12 protein-coding genes, 5 tRNA genes and 1 pseudogene are annotated in these 20,042 nt (G+C 38.5%); 17 read left to right on the forward strand and 1 reads right to left on the reverse strand.

What is annotated here, in order from left to right:
* The first annotated feature begins 70 nt into the window (after positions 1 to 70).
* The 15 genes and pseudogenes from ftsH to U8521_RS07520 all read left to right on the forward strand — a co-directional run bounded on the left by ftsH (position 71) and on the right by U8521_RS07520 (position 18,201).
* On the forward strand, positions 71 to 2,278 hold the full coding sequence (gene ftsH / locus U8521_RS07450) for an ATP-dependent zinc metalloprotease FtsH (RefSeq protein WP_334331740.1): 2,208 nt from the start codon (positions 71 to 73) through the stop codon (positions 2,276 to 2,278).
* Positions 2,279 to 2,325: 47 nt separating this feature from the next.
* Positions 2,326 to 3,207: an Hsp33 family molecular chaperone HslO gene (gene hslO, locus U8521_RS07455; protein ID WP_334331739.1), complete on the forward strand. Its 882-nt coding sequence runs from the start codon at positions 2,326 to 2,328 to the stop codon at positions 3,205 to 3,207.
* A 72-nt stretch (positions 3,208 to 3,279) separates the two neighbouring features.
* On the forward strand, positions 3,280 to 4,284 hold the full coding sequence (dusB, locus tag U8521_RS07460) for a tRNA dihydrouridine synthase DusB (RefSeq protein ID WP_334352347.1): 1,005 nt from the start codon (positions 3,280 to 3,282) through the stop codon (positions 4,282 to 4,284).
* Between the two features lie 75 nt (positions 4,285 to 4,359).
* Positions 4,360 to 5,850, forward strand: coding sequence for a lysine--tRNA ligase (gene lysS, locus U8521_RS07465; protein WP_334331998.1), 1,491 nt, complete (start codon positions 4,360 to 4,362; stop codon positions 5,848 to 5,850).
* A 152-nt stretch (positions 5,851 to 6,002) separates the two neighbouring features.
* A complete protein-coding gene (locus tag U8521_RS07470) occupies positions 6,003 to 6,254 on the forward strand; it encodes a hypothetical protein (protein WP_334331737.1) in 252 nt (83 codons plus the stop codon).
* A pseudogene (locus tag U8521_RS07475) lies at positions 6,238 to 6,489 on the forward strand (hypothetical protein); the annotation flags it as partial. The gene U8521_RS07470 and the pseudogene U8521_RS07475, both read left to right, overlap by 17 nt.
* A gap of 37 nt (positions 6,490 to 6,526) precedes the next feature.
* Positions 6,527 to 6,599, forward strand: a tRNA-Val gene (locus tag U8521_RS07480).
* Positions 6,600 to 6,633: 34 nt separating this feature from the next.
* Positions 6,634 to 6,716 (forward strand) — tRNA-Leu (locus U8521_RS07485).
* Between the two features lie 62 nt (positions 6,717 to 6,778).
* Positions 6,779 to 6,851 (forward strand) — tRNA-Thr (locus U8521_RS07490).
* Between the two features lie 10 nt (positions 6,852 to 6,861).
* A tRNA-Gly gene (locus U8521_RS07495) sits at positions 6,862 to 6,933 on the forward strand.
* 15 nt (positions 6,934 to 6,948) lie between these two features.
* A tRNA-Pro gene (locus U8521_RS07500) sits at positions 6,949 to 7,022 on the forward strand.
* 241 nt (positions 7,023 to 7,263) lie between these two features.
* Positions 7,264 to 9,750, forward strand: coding sequence for an ATP-dependent Clp protease ATP-binding subunit (locus tag U8521_RS07505; protein ID WP_334352348.1), 2,487 nt, complete (start codon positions 7,264 to 7,266; stop codon positions 9,748 to 9,750).
* A 254-nt stretch (positions 9,751 to 10,004) separates the two neighbouring features.
* Positions 10,005 to 13,610 (forward strand): DNA-directed RNA polymerase subunit beta, encoded by a 3,606-nt coding sequence (rpoB, locus tag U8521_RS07510; protein ID WP_334331735.1) that lies wholly within the window; start codon positions 10,005 to 10,007, stop codon positions 13,608 to 13,610.
* Positions 13,611 to 13,634: 24 nt separating this feature from the next.
* Positions 13,635 to 17,297, forward strand: coding sequence for a DNA-directed RNA polymerase subunit beta' (rpoC, locus tag U8521_RS07515; protein ID WP_334331734.1), 3,663 nt, complete (start codon positions 13,635 to 13,637; stop codon positions 17,295 to 17,297).
* An 85-nt stretch (positions 17,298 to 17,382) separates the two neighbouring features.
* Positions 17,383 to 18,201: an alpha/beta hydrolase gene (locus tag U8521_RS07520; protein ID WP_334331733.1), complete on the forward strand. Its 819-nt coding sequence runs from the start codon at positions 17,383 to 17,385 to the stop codon at positions 18,199 to 18,201.
* On the opposite strand, the gene U8521_RS12760 is transcribed toward U8521_RS07520, so the two are convergent.
* Positions 18,161 to 18,856: a prepilin peptidase gene (locus U8521_RS12760; RefSeq protein ID WP_442886146.1), complete on the reverse strand. Its 696-nt coding sequence runs from the start codon at positions 18,854 to 18,856 to the stop codon at positions 18,161 to 18,163. The genes U8521_RS07520 and U8521_RS12760 overlap by 41 nt on opposite strands.
* Positions 18,857 to 19,087: 231 nt before the next feature.
* Here U8521_RS12760 and rpsL point away from each other — a divergent pair, with 231 nt between their 5' ends.
* Together rpsL and rpsG are read left to right on the forward strand one after the other, a co-directional pair.
* On the forward strand, positions 19,088 to 19,501 hold the full coding sequence (gene rpsL, locus U8521_RS07525) for a 30S ribosomal protein S12 (protein ID WP_010018509.1): 414 nt from the start codon (positions 19,088 to 19,090) through the stop codon (positions 19,499 to 19,501).
* 55 nt (positions 19,502 to 19,556) lie between these two features.
* The gene (gene rpsG / locus U8521_RS07530) at positions 19,557 to 20,024 is read left to right on the forward strand and encodes a 30S ribosomal protein S7 (RefSeq protein WP_010018510.1); all 468 of its coding nucleotides are present in this window, start codon (positions 19,557 to 19,559) and stop codon (positions 20,022 to 20,024) included.
* The last annotated feature ends 18 nt before the right edge of the window (positions 20,025 to 20,042 follow it).

Raw genomic sequence — 20,042 nt, forward strand, 5'->3', positions numbered from 1 at the left:
ACAATTATTATTGTGTTACTGTTCACCAATGTTACAATATGTAACGTCTAAGTAATTTAGGAGGAAATGTATGAAAAATAATCGAAATAGGTTAATTAATAATAGCCTGTTTTACATCTTGCTCTTTGTTGTTTTGGTTCTTGCAGCAAGTTGGTTTGCTGGTGGTCAATCCTCAGACCAATCTAAGACGTTAAGTCAAGACCAATTCATCTCACAATTGAAGCAAGGCAAAGTGAAGAGTTTCAAATTAGAGCCAATTGGTGGCGCTTACCAAGTAACTGGTGAGTATAAAAAAGCTCAAAAAGCTGATACAACTCGTTCCGTATCACTCTTTAGCCGTGGCCAAAGCACTGGTTCTAGTGAGGTAACTTCATTTAGTTCAACTGTTTTGCCTAATAACGATACGTTAAAGAGAATTAATAACGCAGCGACTGCTAAGGGAGTTAAGACAACTGCAGCTCCTAAGTCACAATCTGGTCAATGGATCTCATTGATCTTAACGGTTATTGTTCCATTCGCATTGTTCTTCTTTATCATCTTTGCAATGATGGGCCGTGGTGGCCAAGGTGGTGGCGCAAACCGTGTCATGAACTTTGGTAAATCTAAAGTCAAACCAGAAGATCCTAAGAAAAATAAAGTTAGATTTTCTGATGTCGCTGGTGCCGAAGAGGAAAAACAAGAACTTGTTGAAGTTGTTGAATTTCTAAAAGATCCAAGAAAATTCGTTTCCTTGGGTGCTAGAATCCCAGCTGGTGTGCTTCTTGAGGGCCCTCCCGGGACTGGTAAAACTTTACTAGCTAAGGCTGTTGCTGGTGAAGCTAAAGTTCCGTTCTATTCAATTTCTGGTTCTGACTTCGTTGAAATGTTCGTCGGTGTCGGTGCATCTCGTGTGCGTGATTTGTTCGAAAACGCTAAAAAAGATGCTCCTTCAATCATCTTTATTGATGAAATTGATGCCGTCGGTCGTCAACGTGGTTCCGGTACCGGTGGTGGTAATGATGAACGTGAACAAACACTTAACCAATTATTGATTGAAATGGATGGATTTACTGGTAACGAAGGTGTTATCGTTATGGCTGCTACTAACCGTTCCGATGTGCTTGATCCAGCGTTACTACGTCCAGGTCGTTTTGATCGTAAGATTTTGGTTGGTAGACCTGATGTTAAGGGTCGTGAAGCTATCTTGAAAGTTCACGCTCGTAACAAACCATTTACTGATGATGTTGATTTACACGCTATTGCGCAACAAACTCCAGGATTTGCTGGTGCCGATCTTGAAAACTTGCTAAACGAAGCTGCCTTAGTTGCTGCTCGTCGTGGTAAGCAAAAGATTGACTCAACTGACTTGGATGAAGCCGAAGACCGTGTTATTGCTGGTCCTGCTAAGAAGAACCGTGTTATTCCTGAACAAGAACGTCATACGGTTGCTTACCACGAAGCTGGACATGCTTTGATTGGTTTGGTCTTGAGTGATTCTCGAGTAGTTAGAAAAGTTACTATCGTACCTCGTGGACGTGCTGGCGGTTACGCTATCATGCTTCCTAAGGACGATCAGAATCTTGCAACTAAGAAAGAATTGAATGAACAAATTACTGGTTTACTTGGTGGACGTACAGCTGAAGAGTTGATTGTTGGCCAACCATCATCCGGAGCTTCAAATGACTTTGAACAAGCAACACAAATTGCTCGTACAATGGTTACTGAATATGGTATGACAGATAAACTTGGTACAGTTCAACTTGAAAAGAATGGTCAACCATTTAGTGGTGGTAACTATCGTCAATTACCTTCATATTCTGAAGCAACTGCTAAAGATATTGATGAAGAAGTTAAACGTATTATTGACGAAGACCACGAACGTGCTCGTGAGATTCTTCAAACACACAAGGAACAACACAAGATTATTGCCGAAGCCTTGTTGAAGTATGAAACACTTGATGAAAAGGAAATTTTGAGCTTGTTTAAGACAGGTAAGATGCCTGCTAATGATAAGAATCAAGAATTCCCAAGTGAAAGTGCTGCTACTTTTGAAGAAGCTAAGAAGGCCGTTGAGGCAAAAGATGCTGCTAAACAAAAGACTGAGGGAGCAAACAAGGATGAAGTTAAGTCAGATGAAGGTCTTGACGAAACTACTTATCCTTCAGAAAAGAATGAAGCTAAATCAGACGATAATGCAACTGACGAAAAGTCAACTCCAGAATCAACTGATGAAACTAAATCTGATAATCCTGAAGACTCAAATAACAGTGATGATACAGACAATAATAATGATAAGTAATAAAAAAGAGCGACTCGTTTGAGTCGCTTTTTTGAACGGAGGAAATTATGGCTGATACTTTAACAAAATCAGTTTCAAAGGATGGTAAATTTAGAGTTTACATTATCAATGCTACTCAAACCATCCAGGAAGCTCAACAAAGACATGACACTTGGAGAAATTCCAGTGCCGCTTTAGGTAGAACAATGATTGGTTCAATCTTGGTAGCAACGTCAACTTTAAAAGAAGACGAAATTTTAACTACTAGAATCCAAGGCGATGGACCAGTTGGAGCTATCGTGGTAGATGCTGATGCTAAAGGTAATACAAAAGGATATATCACTAATCCGCATGTAGCTTTAAAAGCTCGTGAAGATGGACATATCGATGTCAAAGCGGCTGTTGGTACGAATGGTACTTTAAGTATTACTAAAGACTTACATTTGAAGGAACCATTTACCGGTGAAGTTCCTTTAGTTTCTGGTGAGATCGGCATGGACTTTGCTTACTATATGGCTAAATCTGAACAAATTCCGTCAGCTATTGGAGTTTCAGTTTTTGTTGAACCGAATGAAAAAGTTGGCGCTGCTGGTGGTTTCTTAGTTCAAACTTTGCCTGGTGCTACTGATAAAGATATTGATCAAATTGAAGCTAATTTAAAAGTTATTCCTAATTTGTCAACTTTACTTAATGAAGGTTTGAGTAACGATGACTTATTAAAGAAGATCATGAATGGTGTTGAGATGAAGGTTCTAGATGAGATGCCAATTCAATTTAAATGTGATTGTTCAAAAGATAAATTTGCTAAGTCATTGACAACTTTATCTAAAGATAACTTGCAAAAGATGATCGACGAAGATCACGGTGCCGAAGCTGTTTGCAAGTTCTGCAACAACAAATATAAGTTTACTGAAGCTGACTTGAAAGAAATTATTGCTGAAAAAGAATAAGCAATATTTGCCAGGTGAATAGAGTTTTTGTTATTATTGCAAGTTGTAGTTATAAAATCAGAGGTATAAAGTATGGAGTGGAAAATTGGCAATGTTGTGATTCCTAAACAAGTTGTGGTAGCACCAATGGCGGGAATTACTAATTCAGCTTTTCGAGTCACGGCGCGAGAATTTGGTGCTGGTTTGGTTGTTTGTGAAATGGTCAGTGCTCAAGGTATCAAGTATCACAATGAGAAAACTCTGGGTATGACTTTTGTCGATCCAAATGAACATCCAGTCAGTATCCAAATTTTTGGTGGCAGTACGCAGTCACTAATTCAAGCCGCGCAATACGTTGACCAACATACTGGAGCGGATATCGTCGATATCAATATGGGCTGCCCAGTTAAAAAGGTTACTAAAACGGGTGCTGGTTCATATTGGTTGAGAGATCCGGATAAGCTCTACAAGATGGTCAAAGAGGTTAGTTCAAGTATAAAAAAGCCTTTGACCGTCAAAATGAGAACTGGTTGGGATAATGACCATATCTTAGCAGTCGAGAATGCTTTAGCTGCTCAAGAAGGTGGTGCTAGTGCGATTGCAATGCATGGCCGAACCAAGGCTCAGATGTATGAAGGACACGCTGATTGGGATATTTTACACACCGTTGCCGATAGTCTGTCGATTCCTTTCATAGGAAACGGCGATATCAAGACGCCACAAGATGCTAAAACGATGATTGAAGATGTGGGAGCAACTGCTGCAATGGTCGGTCGGGCTGTGATAGGTAACTTATGGCGTTTGAATGCTATGAACCATTATTTAGAAACTGGAGAACTACTCCCTGAACCAAGTGTTGCAGAAAAAATTAATATAGCTAAACTTCAGTTGCAACGTCTGGTAGACTTAAAAGGTGAGCATGTTGGTGTTCCAGAATTTCGTCAACAGGCAGCATATTATCTAAAGGGGATTCCCCATGCAGTTAGAACACGTGCCAGAGTAGTGAATGAAAATTCAATGCAAGGTGTGTTTGATGCATTAGATCAATTTGTTGAAAGTTACGAAAAAAGAGAAGCGAGATCTTCAAAAATTTCGTAGACAGGGGGAAAAATTTTGAGTAACGAAAATAAGAAAAAGCAACCAACAAAAGAAGATATTAAGAAGAAGAGAGTCATGAATGACCAATTGCGGGTCAGACGTGAAAAATTGCAAGAATTATATGATGAAGGAATCGATCCATTCGGTTCTCGATTTGAAAGAACTGCTTTAGCTCAAGATATCCACGATAAATATGGTGACGAAAGTAAGGAAGTTCTTGAAGAACAAGACTTGCCTTGTGTTATTGCTGGTCGTATGATGTCAAAACGTGGTAAAGGTAAAGTTGGTTTTGCTGATATCCGCGATAGAAGTGGTAAGATTCAAATTTATGTACGTAAAGATGAAGTAGGTGAAGAGAACTATCACATCTTCAAACGTGCTGATATTGGTGATCACCTAGGAATTCATGGTGAAATCATGAAAACGGATATGGGTGAGTTAACTGTTAAGGCTACCCATGTAACAATGCTTTCTAAGTCATTGCGCCCACTTCCAGATAAATTCCATGGTTTAACAAATGTTGAACAAATCTATCGTCAAAGATATTTGGATTTAATTGCTAACCAAGACAGTTTTGAACGTTTCAAGAAGCGTACTAAGATTATTTCTGCGGTACGTGAATACTTGGATGGCGAAGGTTTCTTATCAGTTGAAACTCCTGTTTTGAATACTCAAGCCGGTGGTGCTAGTGCCCGTCCATTTATCACACATCACAATGCTTTGGATATGCAAATGTATCTTCGTATCGCTTTGGAATTGCCATTGAAGAGATTAATTGTTGGTGGATTCGAACGTGTCTACGAAATTGGTCGAGCTTTCCGTAATGAAGGATTGGATACACAACACAATCCCGAGTTTACTTCACTAGAATCATATGCTGCATATTGGGATATGACAGATGTTATGAAAGAAGTCGAAGGAATCTTTAGACATGCTGCTCAAAAAGCTAACGGTACACAAATCGTTACTTATCAAGGCGAAGAAATCGATCTAAGCAAGCCTTTCAAACGTATTAAGATGGTTGATGCAATCAAAGAACAAACCGGCATTGACTTTAGTCAAGATATGACATTGGAAGAAGCTAGAAAATTAGCTGATGATAAAGGTGTCCACTATGAAGAATTCTGGGGAGTTGGTCATATTATTGCTGAGTTCTTTGAAGAATTCGTTGAAGATACTTTGAAAGAACCAACATTCATTTATGAATATCCATTGGAAGTTTCACCATTAGCTAAGAAGAACAAGGAAAACCCTAACTTCACGGACCGTTTCGAAGTTTACATCCTCGGTCACGAATATGGAAATGCTTTCTCAGAATTAAATGATCCAATCGATCAAAAGGAACGTTTTGAAGCTCAAGCTAAAGAACGTGAAAATGGTAATGACGAAGCTGAACATATCGATAACGATTACGTTGAAGCCATGGAATATGGTATGCCACCAACAGGTGGACTAGGAATTGGTATCGATAGATTGGTAATGTTATTAACAGATGCACCATCAATTCGTGATGTCATCTTGTTCCCAACTATGAGACCAGAAGATAATTCAGAAAACGAAGAATAATAAAAAACAGTGTAGTAAATCTGAAAAAGATTTCTACGCTGTTTTTTTGTTTTGCCAATTACCATTGTCATCCCTGCAATGAATCAGTTAAGAAGTGTCTCTTGAAAAAAAGCTAAAATTAAACTATATTTAATCTAATTAGGGGGGTTCTAATGATATTAAAACATATAAAGACCCGTTATATAGTTAGTTTTTTAATTCTTTCTTTTCTAAAATCATTGCGGGTGGTATTCATTGCACTGATTAGTCAACAAATGATCAACTGGATCACTGACCCCAAGCTTAATTATTTGTTAATGTTGGTTGTAATAGCATTTGCAGGTTTAGTTTTATTTTGGATAATAGGAATTTTATATGAAAAAATGTATTTCATCGTTGTAAAAACAGCAAAAACAAAGAATTGAAATTGCCCGGGTGTTATATTTCAAGCGACCATTTTTATTAGCAGATGAAGCCACAGCCTCATTGGACCCTGATCTCTCTAAGAAAATCCATGATACTTTACTAAAAAATTATTCAGGCACGGTAATTGAGGTAGCTCATCACAGGGCTTGTGCGGAAGACGGCATCCTTCACCACCCCCCGAAAAAAGAATTAAACTATTCGAAAATTTTTGTTGACAGTTTTTGTAATCAATAGGTATAATAATATAGTTGTTTCAAGCAAGAAACATTTTGGAGGATTAGCTCAGCTGGGAGAGCATCTGCCTTACAAGCAGGAGGTCACAGGTTCGATCCCTGTATCCTCCATTAAGCATTATCGCTTAATGGTTTTTAGTTTTTTGCGGGTGTGGCGGAATTGGCAGACGCGCTAGATTTAGGTTCTAGTGTCCAGTGGATATGAAGGTTCAAGTCCTTTCACCCGTATTAAATTGGTCTTGCAAAAAGATTGATTTATGTGTATTATGTTAAATGTCGTTTGGCATAATGCCGACTTAGCTCAGTTGGCAGAGCATCTGTCTTGTAAACAGGGGGTCGGAGGTTCGAATCCTCTAGTCGGCATAGTCATAATGCGGAAGTAGTTCAGTGGTAGAACATCACCTTGCCATGGTGGGGGTCGCGGGTTCGAATCCCGTCTTCCGCTTAGAGAAAATGATTTCGGGAAATAGCTCAGCTTGGTAGAGCGTCACGTTCGGGACGTGAAGGCCGCAAGTTCAAATCTTGTTTTCCCGATATCAAGACTAAGTATAAAAGGGTAATTAATTCTTAATGGATTGATTGCCTTTTTTCGTTTCTCTAAAAATATTTGGACGATAAACTAATATGAGTATATAACGGAGTTGAATGTGTTAGGATTCTAATTGAAGTAGTTAATGATTTAAGTTAATTCTCTTTTAATAAGATGAATTAATTGCTTTTTTTAAAAACACATTTATACTTTCTAAACAGACACTTGAAAAGTAGAGGTAACATAATGGACAAAGTATTTACCGAAAGCGCCAAAAATGCACTAGTTTTAGCACAAGAACAAGCCAAGGCATTTCACCATAATGCTGTTGGCACAGAACACATTCTACTTGGACTAGTAATGGAAAATGATGGTATTGCCGGTATTACTTTGAGGGATCTAGCTGTAAGTGATCGAGATGTTGAGGAAGAAATTGAACATCTGACAGGTTATGGGGATGTCTCATCTAATACTGCTAAGGGAATCTATTTGCCTTATTCTCCAAAGGGACAGATGATTTTGAGCAATGCCCAAGAAAACTCGAATCTTTATAAGTCCAATCGAATTGGAACAGAACATATTTTATTAGCAATTTTAGATGATGCTGACAATTTGGCTAATCGCATTTTGGTCAATTTAGGTTTAAGTTTATCTAAGACCAAATCACTTCTTTTAAGTAAGATGGGAATGTCGAATAAAGCTGCCCGCCGCGGGTTTGCTAATAATTTAAGTAAGCAAAAAAGTCAACAACAAACACAGGGCACACCGACATTGGATTCATTGTCACGTGACTTGACTAAACTTGCTGCGGATAACCAAATTGATCCAGTTATTGGGCGTCAAAAAGAAGTTGAAAGAACAATTCAAATTTTGAGTCGTCGGACCAAGAATAATCCGGTTTTAGTTGGTGAACCCGGTGTAGGTAAAACTGCTATTGCCGAAGGTTTAGCTATTGCTATTGTTAAAAAAGAAGTTCCACTTGATATGCAAAATAAACGAATCATGATGCTTGATATGGGTTCACTTGTAGCTGGTACTAAGTATCGTGGTGAATTTGAAGACCGTTTGAAGAAAGTTATTAAAGAAATTTATGAAGATAAGCACGTAATTCTCTTTATTGATGAGTTACATACTTTGATTGGAGCTGGTGGTGCTGAGGGTGCTATTGATGCTTCCAATATTTTGAAACCAGCATTGGCTCGTGGTGAATTGCAATTGATTGGTGCAACTACATCAAACGAGTATCAAAAGTATATTGAAAAAGATACAGCTTTGGAACGTCGTTTTGCTAAGGTTTATGTTGAAGAACCAAGTGCTGAAGATTCAGTTAAAATTTTGATGGGCTTGAGACCTAGATATGAACAACATCATGGCCTAAAAATCTCTGATGAAGCTGTTGAAGCGGCCGTACGTCTCTCGACACGTTACTTAACGAACCGTTTCTTGCCTGACAAGGCAATTGATTTAATGGATGAGGCTTCAGCTAAAGTTAGAATCCACAATGTTTCAAAAAATAATAAACTTGAAGAATTGACTAATAAATCTATGAAATTGATGGATGACAAGAACAATGCCATCCTAGATCAAGATTTTGAAAAAGCTGCTAAGATCCGTGAAGAGGAACAAGCGCTTCAAGTCCAGATTGCTAAATTAAAAGATAAGCAATCAAATCAAAAAAAGGCTGTTGTTTCTGCTAATGACATTGCCGAAATAATTGCTGAATGGACTGGCGTACCGGTTAAACAAATCACTCGTAAGGAAAGTGAGAAGTTACTTAACCTTGAAAAAGAGCTTCACAAGCGGGTTATTGGCCAAGACGATGCTATCAATGCTGTTTCTCGTGCTATCCGTCGTGCAAGAAGTGGTATGAAAGATCCAAATCGTCCAATCGGTTCATTTATGTTCTTAGGACCTACCGGTGTAGGTAAGACTGAATTGGCTAAATCAATTGCGGAAGTTATGTTTGGTTCTGAAGATAATCTGATTCGTGTCGACATGTCAGAATACATGGAACAATACAGTACTTCTAAATTGATCGGTTCAGCTCCTGGTTACGTTGGATTCGACGATGGCGGTCAATTGACAGAAAAGGTTAGAAATGAACCTTACTCAGTTGTTTTGCTAGATGAAGTTGAAAAAGCTCATCCAGATGTCTTCAATATCTTACTTCAAGTATTAGACGATGGTATTTTAACTGATGCTAAAGGTCGTAAAGTTGATTTTAGAAATACGATCATCATTATGACTTCTAACCTTGGTGCAAGATCACTTGAAGAAGACAAGTCAGTCGGCTTTGGTGCTAAAGATGTTCACGACGATTTCAAAGAAATGCAAGAACGTATCAATACTGAATTGAAACGTTTCTTCCGTCCTGAATTCTTGAATCGTGTCGATGAAACTATCGTCTTCAAATCACTCAATAAAGAACAACTCAAAGAAATTGCTAAGATCATGAGTAACAATTTGAGAAAACGTCTTGCTGAGCGTGAAATTAAGTTGGTCATCACACCGACAGCTTATAACGATTTAGTTAAAGATGGTTATAATCCTGAATACGGTGCTCGTCCAATGAGAAGAACGATTCAACGTGAGATTGAAGATCCGGTCAGTGAACAATTACTAATGGGTAATGTTAAAGCAGGGGATTCAATCAAAGTTGGTTCGAAGAAAGGGAAGTTAACTGTGACAGTTGACAATCCTGATAAAAAAGATACTTTAACTCATCAAAAATAATAAGCTTGACTATTGACATGAATAGTGCATAAGTGTATTATTTCTTCTGAGATTCATAGTTCAAATTGCAAATTGCGATCTATTGTCCGTGATTATGCGTAAATAAAAAAACAAAAATAGATTTTAGTTTCTATTTTTGGTTTTTTTTTGCCTAAAAATGGGTTTTTAAACCGTTTTCATGCAAATTGTAATCAAATTGTAATATTTCTAATTTGAGTTTGGACTTGGACAAAATATATGTTGAGGTGAAAAATTTGACTTATCATAACGTTAATTATGGTGCACACCGTGTTCGTCGTAGTTATGCAAAGATCAAGGAAGTACTTCCACTGCCAAATTTGATTGACATCCAAACAAATTCTTATAAGTGGTTCTTAGATGAAGGACTTAAAGATATGTTTGACGACATTATGCCAATCGATGATTTTGCTGGTAACCTTTCTTTGGAATACGTCGGCTACAAGTTACTAGAACCAAAATATACTGTTGAAGAAGCAAGACAACATGATGCTAACTTCTCAGCACCATTGCATGTTACATTGAAATTGACTAATCATGAAACTGGTGAAATCAAGACACAAGATGTTTTCTTTGGTGATTTCCCAATCATGACAGATGAAGGAACTTTCATCATCAACGGTGCCGAACGTGTTATTGTTTCTCAATTAGTACGTTCACCTGGTATTTATTACAATCAAGATACAGACAAAAATGGTCGTGAAAATTACGGTACAACAGTTATTCCTAACCGTGGTGCCTGGTTGGAATTTGAAACAGATGCTAAGGGTCTAGGCTATGTAAGAATCGATAGAACTAGAAAGCTACCTATTTCTGAATTAGTTCGTGCTTTAGGCTTTGGTAGTGATGCTGAAATTCTAGATATCTTTGGTGAAAACGATACTCTGAATTTGACTCTTGAAAAAGATGTTCATAAAGATACTAACGATTCACGTGTCGAAGAAGCTTTGAAAGATATTTATGAAAGACTCCGTCCTGGTGAACCAAAGACAGCAGATAGTTCACGTTCATTACTATATGCTAGATTCTTTGACCCACGTAGATATGACTTAGCACCAGTTGGTCGTTACAAGATCAATAAGAAGCTAAATCTTAAGACTAGACTTTTGAACAAGACTTTGGCTGAAACACTAGCTGATCCTGATACAGGTGAAGTTGTTTTAGCTAAGGATACATTAATTGATCGCGATGCTATGAACAAATTGGCTCCTTATCTTGAAAGAGATGATTTCAAGACAGTTACATTGAACCCTTCAGAAGAGGGTGTCTTGACTGACCCAATTACTGTTCAAATTATTAAGATCTACTCAGAAGCTGATAACGAAAAAGTTGTTAATATCATTGGTAATGGTCATATTCCAGAAGAAAATCGTACTATTACACCAGCTGACATTTTGGCAGGTATTAACTATTTCTTAAACTTGAAGGAAAACATCGGTACTACAGATGATATTGATCACTTGGGTAACCGTCGTATTCGTTCAGTCGGTGAATTGCTACAAAACCAATTCCGTATTGGCTTGTCACGTATGGAACGTGTTGTACGTGAAAGAATGTCAATTCAAGACTCAGCTACTGTTACACCTCAACAATTGATCAACATCAGACCAGTTGTTGCTTCAATTAAGGAATTCTTTGGTTCATCACAATTGTCACAATTCATGGATCAAACTAATCCACTTGGAGAACTAGAACACAAGCGTCGTCTATCAGCCCTTGGACCTGGTGGTTTGACTCGTGACCGTGCCGGATATGAAGTTCGTGACGTTCACTATACACACTATGGTCGTATGTGCCCTATTGAAACTCCTGAAGGTCCTAATATCGGACTTATTAATAACTTGGCTTCATACGCTATTATTAATAAATATGGTTTTATCGAAACACCATATCGTCGTGTTTCATGGGATACTCACAAGGTAACTGACAAGATCGATTACTTAACTGCTGACGAAGAAGATAACTATGTTGTTGCTCAAGCTAATACACCATTAAATGATGATGGTTCATTTGCTGACAACACAATCTTGGCTCGTCGTAAAGATGATAATATTGAAACAACTCCAGAAAAAGTCGATTACATGGACGTTTCTCCTAAACAAGTAGTTTCCGTAGCTACTGCATGTATTCCTTTCTTGGAAAATGATGATTCAAACCGTGCCCTAATGGGTGCCAATATGCAACGTCAAGCTGTTCCATTGATCAATCCACACGCTCCACTTGTTGGTACTGGTATGGAATACATTGCTGCTCATGATTCTGGTGCTGCTTTGTTGGCCGATCATGATGGTGTCGTTGAATATGTTGATGCTAAGAAGATCACTATCAAACGTGATGAAGATGGCACAACTGATGACTACAAGGTAACTAAGTTCCGTCGTTCAAATAATGGTAAGAGTTACAACCAAAGACCTATCGTTCACAAGGGTGAAGAGGTTAAGAAGGGTGACATTATCGCCGATGGTCCAGCAATGGAAAATGGTGAATTAGCTCTTGGTCAAAACCCACTTATCGCCTTTATGACATGGAACATGTATAACTATGAAGATGCGATTGTTCTTTCAGAAAAATTAGTTCGTGAAGATGCTTATACTTCGATCCATATTGAAGAATATGAATCAGAAGCACGTGATACTAAACTTGGACCTGAAGAAATTACACGTGAAATTCCTAACGTTGGTGAAGATTCATTGAAGGATCTTGACGAATTCGGAATCATCCGTGTTGGTGCAGAAGTTCGCGATGGCGATATCTTAGTTGGTAAAGTTACACCTAAAGGTGTTACAGAATTATCAGCCGAAGAACGACTATTGCACGCTATCTTTGGTGAAAAAGCTCGTGAAGTTCGTGATACATCACTTCGTGTACCTCACGGTGGTGGCGGTATTATCCAAGACGTTAAGGTCTTCACTCGTGAAGCCGGTGACGAACTTGATCCTGGTGTTAACATGCTGGTTCGTGTTTACATCGCTCAAAAGCGTAAGATTCAAGTTGGTGACAAGATGTCTGGTCGTCACGGTAATAAGGGTACTGTTTCAATCGTTGTACCTGAAGAAGATATGCCATATATGCCAGATGGTACTCCAGTAGATATCCTATTGAACCCAATGGGTGTTCCATCTCGTATGAATATTGGACAAGTTCTTGATCTTCACTTAGGTATGGCTGCTAGAAAACTTGGTATCCACGTTACAACACCTGTTTTCGATGGTGTAAGTAATGATGAACTTTGGGATATTGTCCGTGAAGCTGATATGGATTCAGATGGTAAGTCAATCCTTTATGATGGACGTACTGGTGAACCATTTAAGAACCGTGTTGCTGTTGGTGTCATGTACTACTTGAAACTAGCTCACATGGTTGATGATAAACTTCATGCTCGTTCAATCGGACCATACTCACTAGTTACTCAACAACCACTTGGTGGTAAAGCACAATTTGGTGGTCAGAGATTTGGTGAAATGGAAGTTTGGGCTCTTGAAGCTTATGGTGCCGCTTATACATTGCAAGAAATCTTGACATACAAGTCTGATGATATCGTCGGCCGTGTTAAGACTTATGAAGCTATTGTTAAGGGTGAAAGTATTCCTAAACCTGGTGTTCCTGAATCATTCCGTGTTCTGGTCAAAGAACTACAAGCTCTTGGATTGGACATGAAAGTTCTAGATGCACATAAGAAAGAAATCGAACTTAGAGATATGGATGACGATGAAGATACAGTTAGTGTCGACGCTCTATCTAAGTTTGCTAAACAACAAGAACAAAAACGTGCTGAAGAAGAAGCTAAGAAGCTGGAAGCATCAAAGGATTCAACTGAAACTAGTACGAAATCAGAAAACTAGTTAAAACTTTAGGGAGGTTACCTTTTGATAGACGTTAATAAATTCGATAGTATGCAAATTGGTTTAGCTTCTCCTGATAAGATTCGTAGTTGGTCTTATGGGGAAGTTAAGAAACCAGAAACTATTAACTACCGTACTTTAAAACCAGAAAAAGATGGTCTATTCGATGAAAGAATCTTTGGACCAACTAAAGACTGGGAATGTGCCTGTGGTAAGTACAAACGTATCCGTTATAAGGGTATTGTTTGTGACCGCTGTGGTGTTGAAGTTACTCGTTCAAAGGTTCGTCGTGAACGTATGGCTCATATCGAACTAGCAGCTCCTGTATCACATATCTGGTACTTTAAAGGAATCCCATCACGTATGGGACTTGTCTTGGATATGAGTCCAAGAAACTTGGAAGAAGTAATCTACTTTGCATCATATGTAGTTATCGACCCAGGTGATACTGATCTAGAAAAGAAACAACTATTAACAGAAACAGAATACCGTAAAAAACGTGAAGAATTTGGCAACAAGTTCGTTGCTGAAATGGGTGCCGAAGGTATCCGTGATCTTCTAAGACAAGTTGATATGGATTCTGAAGTTAAAGAATTACGTGATACATTGAAGTCCGCTCAAGGACAAAAACGTACACGTGCTATTAGACGTTTGGATATCCTTAGTGCTTTCCAAAAGTCTGGTAACAAACCTGAATGGATGGTAATGGAAGCAATTCCCGTAATCCCACCTGATCTTCGTCCAATGGTTCAACTAGAAGGTGGCCGTTTCGCTACTTCTGACTTGAACGATTTGTACCGTCGTGTTATTAACAGAAATAACCGTTTGAAGAGATTGTTGGATCTACATGCTCCTAATATCATCGTTCAAAACGAAAAGAGAATGCTCCAAGAAGCTGTTGATGCGTTGATTGATAATGGTCGTCGTGGCCGTCCTGTTACAGGTCCTGGTAATCGTCCATTGAAGTCACTTTCACACATGCTTAAAGGTAAGCAAGGTCGTTTCCGTCAAAACTTACTTGGTAAACGTGTTGACTACTCAGGCCGTTCTGTTATTGATGTTGGACCAACACTTAAGTTTTACCAATGTGGTCTTCCACGTGAAATGGCTTTGGAATTGTTCAAGCCATTCGTAATGCACGAATTGGTTAAGAGAGAAATCGCTTCTAACGTCAAGAATGCTAGAAGAAAGATTGATCGCCAAGATGACGATATCTGGGATGTACTAGAAGACGTTATCAAAGAACGTCCAGTACTACTTAACCGTGCCCCTACACTTCACAGACTTGGTATCCAAGCCTTTGAACCTGTTTTGGTTGATGGTAAGTCAATTCGTTTGCACCCACTTGCTTGTGAAGCTTACAATGCCGATTTTGATGGTGACCAGATGGCTATCCACGTGCCACTATCAGACGAAGCTCAAGCCGAAGCTCGTATGTTGATGCTTGCTGCTCACCATATTCTTGCTCCTAAAGATGGTAAGCCTATCGTTACTCCTTCACAGGATGTTGTTTTAGGTAACTACTATCTAACAATTGAAACAAGACATATGACTGGTGAAGGTAAGATCTTCATGGATGCTAATGAAGTTCAAACAGCTCTTCTAAATGGTGATGTTCATTACCATACAAGAATTGGTTTAGCTGTTTCTTCAATGCCTAACAAGCCATTCAAGGATGAACAAAGAGACAAGGTTATGATTACTAGTGTTGGTAAAGTAATCTTTAACGAAATTCTTCCTGAAGACTTCCCATACTTGAACGAACCTTCAGATGATAATTTGAAGAATGGTGTTCCTGACAAGTACTTCTTGGGTAAAGGTGAAGATATTCATCAACGTTTGGACGAAATGGATCTAGTAGACCCACTTAAGAGTGGTTATCTATCAGATATCATCGCTCAAATCTTCAAGATCTACCGTGTTCAAAGAACATCATCACTTCTTGATGATATGAAGGAATTAGGTTACACAATCTGTACACTATCTGGTTTAACAGTTGGTGTTACTGATGTTCCTAACTTAACTCAAAAACCTGAAATCATTGAAAAAGCCCATAAACAAGTTGCTTCAATTTCTAAGCAATTCCGTCGTGGACTTATCACCGATGATGAACGACATGATCGTGTTATTAGTGTTTGGAACGATACAAAGGACGAAATTCAACAATTGTTGATCGACTCATTTGATCCTACTAACCCTATCTCAATGATGTCTGATTCCGGTGCCCGTGGTAACATTTCAAACTTTACTCAGCTAGCTGGTATGCGTGGACTTATGGCTGCCCCTAACGGTGGTATGATGGAAATCCCTGTTATTTCTAACTTCCGTGAAGGACTATCTGTCATGGAAATGTTCATGTCAACCCACGGTGCTCGTAAAGGTATGACCGATACAGCCTTGAAGACTGCTAACTCTGGTTACTTGACACGTCGTTTGGTTGATGTTGCTCAAGATGTTATCGTACGTGAAGAAGATTGTGGTACTGACCGTGGCCTTGTTGTAAGTGCCATTATGGAAGGTACAGATTTGATCGAACCATTGTATGATCGACTTGTTGGTCGTTATACACAAAAGACTGTTAAAGATCCTAAGACAGGCGAGGTTCTAGTACCTCGTGGTGTTCTAATGGATGAAGCAATTGCCCAAAAGGTTGTTGATGCAGGTGTCACACACGTAACAATCCGTTCTGCATTTACATGTGATACAAAACATGGTGTATGTAAGAAATGTTACGGTCGTAACCTTGCTACTGGTGAAGAAGTTGAAATTGGTGAAGCAGTTGGTACTGTTGCTGCTCAATCAATCGGTGAACCAGGTACACAATTGACTATGAGAAACTTCCATACCGGTGGTGTTGCTGGTGGCGATGATATTACTCAAGGACTTCCTCGTGTTCAAGAAATTGTTGAAGCTAGAAATCCTAAAGGTCTTGCTGTTATTTCTGAAGTTGATGGTACAGTTACATCAATCGATGAAAACCCAGCAGAACATACTAAGGAAATCACTGTTGAAGGTGACATTGACTCTAGAAGTTATAGTGTTCCTTATACATCAAGTGTTGCGGTTGCCGAAGGTGACCATGTAAAACGTGGTGGTAAGTTGACACAAGGTTCAATTGATCCTAAGGAATTGATCAAAGTTACAAACGTCCTACATACAGAAAACTACTTGCTTGCTGAAGTTCAAAAAGTTTACCGTATGCAAGGTGTTGATATTTCTGATAAGCATTTCGAGGTTATGATCAGACAAATGCTCAGAAAGATTCGTATCCTTGATCCTGGTGATACAGATGTCTTACCTGGTCAATTGATGGATATTTCTCAATTTACTGACCATAACCGTGAGACATTGTTCAATGGCGGAGTTCCTGCTACTGGACGTCCAGTTCTACTTGGTATTACTAAGGCTTCTCTTGAAACTAATAGTTTCTTGTCAGCTGCTTCCTTCCAGGAAACAACAAGAGTTCTTACTGATGCTTCAATTCGTGGTAAGAATGATCCACTTCTTGGACTTAAGGAAAATGTTATTATTGGTAAACTTATCCCTGCTGGTACTGGTATGGCTAAGTACAACCATATGGAACCTAAGAAAGTCGGTCCAATGGCAGACAATTCGTTAAATGGTGCCTATACAATTTCTGATATAGAGGCCCAAATGAAGGCTGAAGAAGCTAAGAGTGAAAAATAATTGATATTTGTTAGAAAGACGACCATTTTTGGTCGTCTTTTTTTTGTATAATAGAAGTATCGAGATTAATTTGGAGGTTAGAATTTTGCAAAAGCAAGAATTAGCTTATCAAGATACCAAATTTACTTTAGATACTTACTGGTTGGATCCAATTTCTGATTTTGATGAACCAGTTGAGCATCCGCTAGCAATTATTTGTCCTGGAGGTGCTTTTAAGTTTCATTCAGACCGTGAAGCACAACCAATTGCTATGAAATTTAATTCAGAAGGGATGCATGCTTTAGTTTTGCATTACCAATTAGCTGAAAACGGAAAAAATGTTTATCCTTTAGCGCTACAAGAAATGGCTACGACTTTGAATTGGTTGAAGAGTCAACAAGAAACTCACAATATTGATTTGAGTAAGGTTGTATTGATTGGTTTTTCTGCCGGTGGACATGTTGTTGCCGACTTTAATTCCATCATGTTAGACCCAGAACAAAGAAAGGATATTTTTGCTGATGATTTGGAAGTTGAACCAGCTGCTAATATCCTCGGTTATTCAGTAATCGATATGACACTAGGTTGGCCTAAAGAAGAATCCTGGTCTAAACAAGTAGCACCTGATGAATCATATTGGCAAGCTCAAACTCATTTAACTGAACATGCTAAGCCAACATTCATCTGGCAAACAGTTACTGATGACACTGTCCCTGTGATGAATTCAATCGTTTATGCACAAAAGTTGAACGACTTGAAGATTCCATATGAAATGCACCTCTTTGGTTCAGGTGGACACGGATTGTCACTTGCAACTTATGTCACAAAGCACCCAAATGGTGGAGATTACAATATTTATGATTATAAATGGTGGGAATTAGCTGTTAACTGGCTAAAACTTCAAAGAATCCTACCTGAAATTTAATTAAAAATGAAGAGATCACGAAGACAAGTCCTGTAGCTATACATAAATAAGGGATGAATCGAAATGATCTCTTTTTATTTATCATGAAATTACTAAGACAAAGAAAACACGCTACGATCATTATTAGTAGAAAAAGCTGTAAGTTAAAAACTAAAGCCAGGATCGAGATTATCTCCACATCACCCAAACCAATTAAATGTTGCCTGTTTAATAACAAGAGTGACAAGTATACTAAAAGGCTGATCAATAAATTTTTACCCGAGAAGTGCCACAAAATCGTCGGTAAAAAGCCAAAATAAAAAATTGGGTAGACGTAACCGAAAAATGAGTCGCAAAAAGCTAAGAAAATTAACGTTGTGAATAGTGGCAGGTAAGATAAGCTATTGAAATAATAAGTAGAGAGGATCAAGAATCCACCGCAAAATTCTTGAAGGGGATTTAAAAAATTAATTTGATTTTTGCAAGTTGAGCATTTACCATTAACTATGAAATAGCCCAATATAGGGATGATTTCATACCATCTTAAGATCCTATGACAGTAATCGCACTGAGAACGCCTGGTGTTGATTTGTGGGTAATCTTGTGCGAAAACCTTTAGAAAGGAGATAATGCAAGCTCCTAAAATGAAGATTAGTAGTTGTAAAAGATATTCCATTATTTTCACCTCGTTTAAAATTACGAAGCATTTTGGGGAAACTTTTTAGCAATGTCACGTTGACATGGCTTTTTATAGATGGTATTCTAATAGACGTGCTTTTATTGGCAGCAATATTAGTTTGTTTATTTAAATATAAGCTCATAACGTACGCCACTAACGTGGTTTATTATTTTACAAAATTATGAACCACCTGGATGTGTGTACTTAAATTATTAGGAGGAACTTTGAATGCCAACAATTAACCAATTAGTTCGCAAAGGCCGTAAGTCACAAACTTCAAAGTCCGATGCACCTGCATTGAACTACGGCTACAATAGTATGAAGAAGGTTGCTACAAAGAACCCAGCTCCACAAAAACGTGGTGTCGCAACTCGTGTCGGAACAATGACACCTAAGAAACCTAACTCAGCCCTACGTAAGTATGCCCGTGTTAGATTATCAAACCTTATTGAAGTAACAGCATATATCCCAGGAATTGGCCACAACTTGCAAGAGCATAGTGTTGTTCTTGTCCGTGGTGGACGTGTAAAGGATCTACCTGGTGTTCGTTATCACGTTGTTCGTGGTGCCTTAGATACAGCCGGTGTTGATGGACGTATGCAAAGTCGTTCAAAATATGGTGCTAAGAAGCCTAAGAAATAACAATAAATAATCATTCTTACTTAATGAAATAATGTAATAACGGAGGAATTTTTTTATGCGTAAAGGTAGAGCTCCAAAACGTGATGTTTTGCCAGATCCAATGTACAACTCAAAGCTAGTAACTCGCTTGATCAACCACTTGATGTATGATGGTAAAAGAGGTACTGCTTCAACAATTTTATATCGTGCTTTCGATATTATTAAGGACAAGACAGGTAACGAACCATTGGACGTGTTTGAAGAAGCAATGAACAATGTTATGCCTGTACTTGAAGTTAAGGCTCGCCGTATCGGTGGTTCTAACTATCAAATTCCTATCGAAGTTCGTCCAGATCGTCGTACAACTCTAGGACTTCGTTGGATCACAAGTTATGCTCGTCTACGTGGTGAACATACTATGGACGAACGTCTAGCTAATGAAATCATGGATGCAGCTAACAATACTGGTGCTGCTGTTAAGAAACGTGAAGATACACATAAGATGGCCGATGCTAACCGTGCATTCGCTCACTATCGCTGGTAGGATCTAGTTTTAAAACTA

This window comes from Companilactobacillus miaonis (genome assembly GCF_036913615.1).
In the GTDB taxonomy this organism is placed as follows: domain Bacteria; phylum Bacillota; class Bacilli; order Lactobacillales; family Lactobacillaceae; genus Companilactobacillus.

Bases quoted from the DNA above. Each gene is read 5' to 3' on its own strand.
- ftsH (WP_334331740.1), top strand. From the start codon at position 71: ATGAAAAATAATCGAAATAGGTTAATTAATAATAGCCTGTTTTACATC.
- hslO (WP_334331739.1), top strand. From the start codon at position 2,326: ATGGCTGATACTTTAACAAAATCAGTTTCAAAGGATGGTAAATTTAGA.
- dusB (WP_334352347.1), top strand. From the start codon at position 3,280: ATGGAGTGGAAAATTGGCAATGTTGTGATTCCTAAACAAGTTGTGGTA.
- lysS (WP_334331998.1), top strand. From the start codon at position 4,360: ATGAATGACCAATTGCGGGTCAGACGTGAAAAATTGCAAGAATTATAT.
- U8521_RS07470 (WP_334331737.1), top strand. From the start codon at position 6,003: ATGATATTAAAACATATAAAGACCCGTTATATAGTTAGTTTTTTAATT.
- U8521_RS07505 (WP_334352348.1), top strand. From the start codon at position 7,264: ATGGACAAAGTATTTACCGAAAGCGCCAAAAATGCACTAGTTTTAGCA.
- U8521_RS12760 (WP_442886146.1), bottom strand. From the start codon at position 18,856: ATGGAATATCTTTTACAACTACTAATCTTCATTTTAGGAGCTTGCATT.
- rpsL (WP_010018509.1), top strand. From the start codon at position 19,088: ATGCCAACAATTAACCAATTAGTTCGCAAAGGCCGTAAGTCACAAACT.
- rpsG (WP_010018510.1), top strand. From the start codon at position 19,557: ATGCGTAAAGGTAGAGCTCCAAAACGTGATGTTTTGCCAGATCCAATG.